General features: G+C 58.1%; 11 protein-coding genes. 7 read left to right on the forward strand and 4 right to left on the reverse strand.

The annotated features are described in order from the left end of the window. Nucleotides 1-3: 3 nt before the first annotated feature. Nucleotides 4-240 (reverse strand): Lrp/AsnC family transcriptional regulator, encoded by a 237-nt coding sequence (locus ACOSYY_RS13160; RefSeq protein WP_421662941.1) that lies wholly within the window; start codon nt 238-240, stop codon nt 4-6. A 65-nt stretch (nt 241-305) separates the two neighbouring features. Further along, nucleotides 306-743, reverse strand: a complete 438-nt coding sequence (locus ACOSYY_RS13165; protein ID WP_421662943.1) for a hypothetical protein — start codon at nt 741-743, stop codon at nt 306-308. A gap of 532 nt (nt 744-1,275) precedes the next feature. Between ACOSYY_RS13165 and ACOSYY_RS13170 the strand changes: the two genes are divergently transcribed. The 5 genes from ACOSYY_RS13170 (at nt 1,276) to ACOSYY_RS13190 (ending at nt 5,263) form a co-directional block, all read left to right on the forward strand. Continuing rightward, nucleotides 1,276-2,805: a YifB family Mg chelatase-like AAA ATPase gene (locus ACOSYY_RS13170; RefSeq protein WP_421662944.1), complete on the forward strand. Its 1,530-nt coding sequence runs from the start codon at nt 1,276-1,278 to the stop codon at nt 2,803-2,805. Nucleotides 2,806-2,821: 16 nt separating this feature from the next. Beyond that, entirely contained in the window at nt 2,822-3,025 is a 204-nt protein-coding gene (locus tag ACOSYY_RS13175) for a hypothetical protein (protein ID WP_421662946.1), read from the forward strand. Between the two features lie 279 nt (nt 3,026-3,304). Then, on the forward strand, nt 3,305-3,568 hold the full coding sequence (locus ACOSYY_RS13180; RefSeq protein ID WP_421662948.1) for a type II toxin-antitoxin system VapB family antitoxin: 264 nt from the start codon (nt 3,305-3,307) through the stop codon (nt 3,566-3,568). A gap of 2 nt (nt 3,569-3,570) precedes the next feature. Then, the gene (locus tag ACOSYY_RS13185; protein ID WP_421662949.1) at nt 3,571-3,978 is read left to right on the forward strand and encodes a type II toxin-antitoxin system VapC family toxin; all 408 of its coding nucleotides are present in this window, start codon (nt 3,571-3,573) and stop codon (nt 3,976-3,978) included. A 295-nt stretch (nt 3,979-4,273) separates the two neighbouring features. After that, nucleotides 4,274-5,263 (forward strand): helix-turn-helix transcriptional regulator, encoded by a 990-nt coding sequence (locus tag ACOSYY_RS13190; RefSeq protein WP_421662951.1) that lies wholly within the window; start codon nt 4,274-4,276, stop codon nt 5,261-5,263. 5 nt (nt 5,264-5,268) lie between these two features. Here the strand turns inward: ACOSYY_RS13190 and vapC are convergent, their stop codons facing one another. Beyond that, nucleotides 5,269-5,655, reverse strand: a complete 387-nt coding sequence (vapC, locus tag ACOSYY_RS13195; RefSeq protein ID WP_421662953.1) for a type II toxin-antitoxin system VapC family toxin — start codon at nt 5,653-5,655, stop codon at nt 5,269-5,271. Continuing rightward, nucleotides 5,642-5,881 (reverse strand): type II toxin-antitoxin system VapB family antitoxin, encoded by a 240-nt coding sequence (locus ACOSYY_RS13200; protein WP_421662954.1) that lies wholly within the window; start codon nt 5,879-5,881, stop codon nt 5,642-5,644. The genes vapC and ACOSYY_RS13200 overlap by 14 nt, the downstream gene beginning before the upstream one ends. 288 nt (nt 5,882-6,169) lie before the next feature. On the opposite strand from ACOSYY_RS13200, the gene ACOSYY_RS13205 reads away from it, so the two are divergent. Together ACOSYY_RS13205 and ACOSYY_RS13210 are read left to right on the forward strand one after the other, a co-directional pair. Beyond that, entirely contained in the window at nt 6,170-6,856 is a 687-nt protein-coding gene (locus ACOSYY_RS13205; RefSeq protein ID WP_421662955.1) for a vWA domain-containing protein, read from the forward strand. Continuing rightward, nucleotides 6,853-7,212, forward strand: a complete 360-nt coding sequence (locus ACOSYY_RS13210; RefSeq protein WP_421662957.1) for a hypothetical protein — start codon at nt 6,853-6,855, stop codon at nt 7,210-7,212. The genes ACOSYY_RS13205 and ACOSYY_RS13210 overlap by 4 nt, the downstream gene beginning before the upstream one ends. Nucleotides 7,213-7,299 lie beyond the last annotated feature (87 nt).

Genomic DNA, 7,299 nt, shown 5'->3' on the forward strand with positions numbered 1-7,299 from the left:
CTTTTACGGTTCCGCTACGATATGTGTATCCGTCTCTTCAACGCCGTCGATCGCATGGATCTTCGTGATGACGACATCGGAGAGCGCCCGTTCATCCTGGACGCTGATGAAGACAAAAATATCCGGACGGCCGAAACAGGAGTGAGCCTGTTCCACGCCGGATATGCGTTTCAGCGCGCCGACCACGTCTTTGGTTTTGCCCGCTTTCACTTTGATGAGAATGTAAGCTCGCGTTGCCACATGTCCCTCCTTCTCGCAGGATGCTGAAAAAGTCCGCCAGCGGCGTTCTTGCATCACTCAAAGGTTCAACGTACCGCTCCCGGCATCGCCTTTCGATGGCGGGCATACACATCTTCAAAATTTTGTCCTTGCGCGGCGAGCGCCGATCGGCCGTCGCGTACGAGTTGCATGAATCGCTTGAAATCATCGATCGATAGGTTGAATTGACCGAAACCGGTTGCCAGCTGCTCCAGTTCTTCCGAGGAGGCGCGCTGGTCCGCATCCGCGAGCATTTCCAATATTTCCGCGGTCCATCCATTTGCGCGGAATCGTTCGAGAATGGAGGCGGTTTCTTCGCCATATGTGCCGGCAACGGCACGGTACGCAAAATCCTGCACGGAGCGGTCCGTGCTCTTTGCGAAGGCCGATTGGAATTGAATCACGGACTGAATGACACGATCGGCTTCTCGGGTGCCTTCCGGTGGAAGGACCTGTGCTTGCTCAAGCGTCGCGAGAACCGCCATCGCCGATCCGACGTGCGGAGAGAGGGGCTTTGGCCGCTGCACGGGGATGGGAAGCGTTTGATCCGCGGAGAGCAATGGGAAACCGTATCCCAACGGGCAATACGGTAAGATCGAGAGGCTGATGGCGAAAGTCAGACAAGTCTTCCAGTCTGGTCGTGACCGGCTCGAAACAATCATTCCCTCTGGAGCATACCAGAGGCGCATGGGCGGATTATACAGAGTCGGTGGGAGTGGCGCTAGAGAGAATGCGGTCTATTGAAACCCCCTTAGATACTTCCTATAATCGCCCAGTTTGGCCGCGGTCCACCCACATTATTTATGACGATTCGTGACGAAACCGTCAAGACGCCACGTGAGACGGGCACGCGGAGCCCTGAGGGACCAAGGCATACTTGAAGTAGTATGTCGAGGCCACGAACGGGCGAGCCTGCCCGCTTGGGCCGCGCGAAGCTCGCGGCCAGGTCGCAGCGGCGTATCGGCGGTTGCAGTAGAAACGTTCATGAATAATGTGGGCTAGAAAGGCAATATTTCCATGCTTGCCAAGGTGAGGAGCGCGGCACTCGTCGGTCTCGACGCGCACCTTGTGGATGTCGAGGTCGATATTTCCGGTGGCCTTCCACAATTCTCGGTCGTCGGCTTGCCTGATGCCACCGTCAAGGAAAGTCGTGACCGAGTGCGCTCCGCCCTAAAAAATACGGGATTCCACTTTCCTGCCAAACGTATTACCGTCAATCTCGCTCCGGCCGGAATCAAGAAAGAGGGATCGGGACTCGATCTGGCGATCGCCGTCGGGATTCTCGTCGCCGAAGAGGTTGTTCCCCAGTCAAGGCTGGAGAATTGCGTGCTGCTCGGAGAATTGTCGTTGGACGGACGGGTGAAGCCGATTACGGGCGCCTTATCCTTTGCGCTGGCTTGCCGAGCCGGATACGACCTGTTGCTGCCGGCGGACAATGGCGCCGAGGCCGCGTTGGTGGCCGGCGTCAGCGCCTATCCGCTCCATAGTCTCCCGGAAGCCGTGGAGTTTCTGAAAGGGAACCAAGCCGTTGCGCCGAGCCGGTCGAACCACGACTTGCTGGGGGAGACCAGAACGACGGAGGATGAAGACTATACGGACGTCCGTGGGCAAGACCATGCCAAGCGGGCACTGGAAGTGGCCGCGTCCGGTGGACACAATGTGCTGATGGTCGGCCCGCCAGGCTCCGGCAAGACGATGTTGGCGCGCCGACTGCCCTCGATTCTGCCGTTGCTGGAATCGGAAGAGGCCATTGAAACGACGCGTATTCACAGCGTAGCCGGGCAACTTCCTCCGGATCGGCCGTTGCTCACGGTGCGGCCGTTTCGCGCTCCTCATCACAGCATCTCCGATGCCGGCCTTGTCGGAGGAGGCACGGTACCGAAACCCGGGGAAGTCTCGCTTGCGCATAACGGCGTGCTGTTTCTGGACGAGTCTCCCGAGTTCAAACGGGGCGTGCTGGAGGGACTGCGGCAACCGTTGGAAGATGGGCACGTCATCCTGACCAGAGCAAGCGGCACCCTGAAATATCCCGCCCGATTCATGTTGATCGCCGCGATGAATCCTTGCCCTTGCGGATATTACGGTGATCGAACCAGACCCTGTATTTGTACCGGCACTCAGATCCGCCGGTATCGCGCCAAACTCTCCGGGCCTCTGCTGGATCGGCTGGATATCCATCTGGATGTGCCGCCTGTTCCGGTCCGAGAACTCCGCGTTGAATTGCCCGCCGCAGAGGGATCCGCCGTAATCCGATCGCGAGTCATCACGGCCCGGGAGCGCCAGCGACGGCGCTACCGCAATGACGGAATCTATACGAATGCGCAGTTGAAGCCGCGAATGGTAAAGCGGTATTGTGGGCTCGATCAGCCGGCTCAGGATTTGCTCGAACGAGCGATGGCGAGGTTGCGACTGTCGGCGCGGGCGCATGGGCGTATTCTTCGGGTCGCGCGTACTATTGCCGATTTGGCCGACTCTGATAAGATTGAGTCCGCGCACATCGCGGAAGCCATTCAATACCGTTCATTTGACCGCAATCCCGATATGTGAGGTTTTGGTGACGTCGATGAAAGTGTTTCTCTGGTGGTTTGTCGTCGGCGCGACCATGGCGCTGGCCGTCATCTTGGTGCAAGGCGGCATCAGGGAAGTGATGCAGGCTCAAGGCTCTGTATGGGAGCTGAAACTGGTTGAGCTGCTGACGACGATCATGGGCGGAGGGTTGCTGGGCGGCTGCATCGCGTTGATCCTCGATCGAATCAAGAAATCCTAAGCCAAAGGTATGGGTTCCACCGTGGCTTGGCCATTCACTCATCGGTTGTTGTATCGATCATGTCAAATCAAGCAGCCTTCGCACGGACCTCATTCATGTAACCTGCGCTTTCCAAGTATCCCACTAATCCGGGAGTCATCGTGCAGGTCTCTTCCGTTCCCGTTCGATGCCGACAAGACGACACAGGAGGGGAAGCCTGCTTCTCAGAATCAAGGTATGTCTATTGCTGAAATGGAACCAGCGTAGTACTGTGTCGTCATACACGCTGGGAGAAGTTTGATGCCGCTCACAGTGCGCCTCGATCCGAAAACTGAACGATTGATCCAGCGGCTGGCCCGCAAGCGAGGCCGGAGTAAATCCGAGCTGATCAGAGATGCCATCGACATCCTGGCGAAACGCGCCCAAGAACAGGAACAGACCGAGCGCCCTTATGAGACCGTGCGGGATCTCGTCGGGAGTGTCCGCGGCGGCCCATCCGATCTGTCCGAACAAGCAGGCAATCGGTTCCGGAGGATGCTCCAAGATCGGTCTCGCCGGAGCTGAGGATGGTGCTGGTGGATGCCGGACCGCTGATTGCCTTGATTCATGCCGACGATCATCATCACAAACGGTGCGTGGCTGCGTTCCAGCAACTGACCGAACCGTTAGGAACTGTCTGGCCTGTGCTCACCGAAGCCATGTACCTCCTCGCATTCTCCTGGAAGGCTCAGGAAGCGCTCTGGGAGATGCTCGACCGTGGAGTCATCGTTTTGCTTCCGCTGGGAAACGGCGACGTTTCCCGTATGAGAGAGCTGATGAGGAAATATAGAGATCTCCCGATGGACCTGGCCGATGCTGCATTGGTGGCCGTGGCCGAGCGGGACAAGGTCCGGCGCATCTTCACGCTCGATCGGCGAGACTTCGATGTCTATCGCCCAGCCAAACTGGGCCGGTTTATTCTCCTGCCGAGCTAGGCGCGTCACAGTCGTCAGGTGCTGGGCTGCTTCGAACCGTGTATCCGTGCCGTGACGGATAAATACTCCCATTCAAGAAACCGATTATGAAGGTGGAGGTTGCTTGGGTTGTGAAATAAGTGTATAAACTCCCGCCATAATTCTGCCCGGCACGGTGAACGGGCGGCACTCTTCCATGGCGCTCTTTCACAGCCACATGCCGTTCCAGCGCTCCCTGTCGCCGCACTCTTCTTTGTATTCATTCCGTAATCGTCTTCATGTGCCATGCCGTTCCGGCAGGTCGGGAAGGTAAACGATGCCCCGCAACGACCAGGCGATTCGGCAACACATCGTGCTCACAAAACTGGGATCGTCCCGGCACGGGCTGACCTTGGAACAACTGGCAGAAGGACTCGATCCCTCTATCACTCGGCATCCACGAACGTTGCGCCGGGACCTCGACGCGATCGAATCGGCCGGATGGCCGCTCCTGACCGAGCGAATCGACGGCCGCACGCGCTGGAAACTCCTCGACTGTGTCCGGAATGCCCCGGCTCTCCGCCTGTCTCCTACTGAATTGATGGCACTCGCGCTGAGCCGCCGGCTCGTCGCTCCGCTCGAAGGCACCGCGGTGTATGCCTCGTTGCAATCGGCGTTGAACAAAGCTTCCGCGGCGTTGCCACCCGAAGGGCTTCTGATGGTCCATCAACTCGAAGAGACGTTTTCCGTCGGCCTCGGCCCCCACAAGCAATACAAACACCATCGCGAAGTGGTCGAACGACTCACCCAATCCATCGCCCAGAAGAAGCGGATTCAAATGCGGTACGACTCTGCCTCGCGCGGCAAGGTGACGCGCCGGGAGGTCGATCCCTACCGGCTCTGGTACGCCGCCGGCGGGCTCTACCTGATCGGCTATTGTCATCTTCGCCAAGAGCCGCGCATGTTTGCCGTGGAGCGGATCAAATCGATCACACCGACGGAGCGGCCTTATCAAATTCCACTGCACTTCGATTTCGAAGCGTTTGTCGAGGACTCGCTCACGGTCATGCGAGGGCCGCGCATCGACGTCGAACTGGAATTCGACAAGCCGACGGCAGCCTGGGCCAAACATCGTGTGTGGCATCCGAGCCAAGAGTTGAAACGGCTGCCGGGCGGTAAGCTGCGGATCACGTTGTCTGTCGCCGACAGCCGCGAGCTGGTCGGGTGGATACTCAGCTTCGGCAGCGGGGTGCGGGTGGTGAAGCCGGATCGTCTGCGGGAGGCCGTTGAGGGAGAGGCGCGACGCATTCTACGAAATGGCCATTGAAAGCCTCAGGTCGCAGGGGTGTAGAGATGAAGCCCGGGGATTTTTTTGAAGTGTGTGTCGAGGCTGTAGACGCGGCAGCTCTTCTCGATGGCCAACGCGGCGATGATCAGGTCGGACATTGGCAGAGTGATGCCCCTGCGGAGGAGAGGCGCCGAGAGGTCGCCGGCCTGCGACCATGTGGATCGAGCGACCTCATAATATGGTAGAGCCAGGAGGGCATCGGAGAGCGACTCTCGTTCCGCGGGCATGCGGCACCCCTGGAGCAGCTCAGCCAACACGACACCGACCAGCACCACCTCCTCGGCGTCGATCAGTAAGTCGAGCGCGGCCTTTTCCGGTGAATCAGGACGGTTGAAAAAAGGAATCCAGACGGAGGTATCAACGATGACCATGTCGGCGGCGTTTCAGAGAGACTTGGCGGCGGATCTCGGCCTGCTCCAGCTTGTTCCAGTCCAGGTCGAGATGGAGTGTACCGCTCAGCGACTTCAGCCGTTCCAGCTTCTTTTTGCGGATCAATTCCGCCGCCGCCTGATGAATCGCATCGGTTTTGGTCGTGGCGGCCGTCACGTCCATGAGCTCGCGAATCAGTTGTTCATCCAAATTCAAGGTCGTGCGCATGGTCATCGTCTCACAATATGCCTGTATCGTATGCATAGGAGGTGCAGATGTCAACTGTTCTCATCAGTGCTTCATCACTGCGCCCGGATGAGAATACACCAGAGAACAACCGTCGGGAATGACCTTAGATGTCAAAGGCGGGACGGAGGACTTGGCTTGAAGAGGCGATGCAAAACCTGAATTCAGCACAGAAAGCCTCAAGGGACACATTATTTTGAGAATGGACCTTGGATGTCACATCGTTGTGTGAGACTACGGTCCATTCACGGCTCACACAAGGAGGCATGTATGGAGGAAGAGCAGGCATCCATCAGAGGCGAAGGCGGAAAGCCGGCTGCCTATGTCACGGTCATCCTCGACGAGACCGGATCGATGCAGCACTGTAAGGGAGCGGCCATCGCCGGATTCAATGAGTATCTCAAGGCGCTTCGTCAAGTGCCGACGCCGGTTCGCTTCACGTTGACCCTGTTCAATTCGCAAAAAACGGACGTGCGCTATCACGAGACGCCGGTGGCCGAGGTGCCGGATTTGGCCGAGGCGACCTACCAGCCGACTGCAACGACACCCCTCTACGATGCCGTCGGCCGCACCCTGACTATTGCCGGTAGGGAAGCGCCGCTCGAATCGAAGAAGCTCTGCGCCATTCTGACCGACGGGCTCGAGAACGCCTCCAGGGAGTACACGCGAGACGGTATCGCCCACATGATCCAAGAGTACGAACGTCTCGGCTGGACCTTCGTCTACCTGGGTGCCGATCATGACGCCTGGTCGGCCGGAAGGGACCTCGGCATTTCAGGCGACAATACCGTGCAATTCTGCAAACGGGACACCGGACAGATGTTCGAGCGACTCGGCGAAGCGACCACGAGTTACTTGAGCGGTTCGGTTCGCGAGCCGTCAGGGTTTTGGAAAGGCACGTCAAACAAAGCCGAGGATCATGGCAGTTTGGAAAAGCCGAAAGGAGGCGCGGAATGAGCATCATGTATGCCGTCCTCTTCTTCGCGCTCCGCAGCACCGGTGTATTCGCGGCGGGATTCGATGAGCGCTACGAACGCGAGTACAACATCTTCAATCCCGTGAACAAATATCAGCCGGACAATCCGCTCAATCCGGTCAACACATACGACCCGGACAGTGCATTCAATCCGGTCAACCGGTACGATCCCGGCAATCCCGTGAACCCGATCAATAAGTACAATCCCAACAATCCGTTCAATCCGGTCAATGAATACCATCCGGACAATCCGCTGAACCCAGTGAACAAGCACAACTCCAGCGTGCCGTTTGCGCCGTTGAATGAGAAGAAAGGTCAGAGAATCGGAGCCTGGTAATGGCGAAAACGAGGCAGGAGTGTGTCGCTAACTTTTGGTGTCGGCTGCGTGGAGAACATACTGCAATTCCCCATGAACACCAAGCCG

The sequence above is a fragment of the Nitrospira sp. BLG_2 genome (assembly GCF_049222245.1).

Coding starts and splice junctions, on each gene's coding strand:
- ACOSYY_RS13165 (WP_421662943.1), bottom strand. CDS start 743: ATGGCGGTTCTCGCGACGCTTGAGCAAGCACAGGTCCTTCCACCGGAA.
- ACOSYY_RS13170 (WP_421662944.1), top strand. CDS start 1,276: ATGCTTGCCAAGGTGAGGAGCGCGGCACTCGTCGGTCTCGACGCGCAC.
- ACOSYY_RS13175 (WP_421662946.1), top strand. CDS start 2,822: ATGAAAGTGTTTCTCTGGTGGTTTGTCGTCGGCGCGACCATGGCGCTG.
- ACOSYY_RS13180 (WP_421662948.1), top strand. CDS start 3,305: ATGCCGCTCACAGTGCGCCTCGATCCGAAAACTGAACGATTGATCCAG.
- ACOSYY_RS13185 (WP_421662949.1), top strand. CDS start 3,571: ATGGTGCTGGTGGATGCCGGACCGCTGATTGCCTTGATTCATGCCGAC.
- ACOSYY_RS13190 (WP_421662951.1), top strand. CDS start 4,274: ATGCCCCGCAACGACCAGGCGATTCGGCAACACATCGTGCTCACAAAA.
- vapC (WP_421662953.1), bottom strand. CDS start 5,655: ATGGTCATCGTTGATACCTCCGTCTGGATTCCTTTTTTCAACCGTCCT.
- ACOSYY_RS13200 (WP_421662954.1), bottom strand. CDS start 5,881: ATGCGCACGACCTTGAATTTGGATGAACAACTGATTCGCGAGCTCATG.
- ACOSYY_RS13205 (WP_421662955.1), top strand. CDS start 6,170: ATGGAGGAAGAGCAGGCATCCATCAGAGGCGAAGGCGGAAAGCCGGCT.
- ACOSYY_RS13210 (WP_421662957.1), top strand. CDS start 6,853: ATGAGCATCATGTATGCCGTCCTCTTCTTCGCGCTCCGCAGCACCGGT.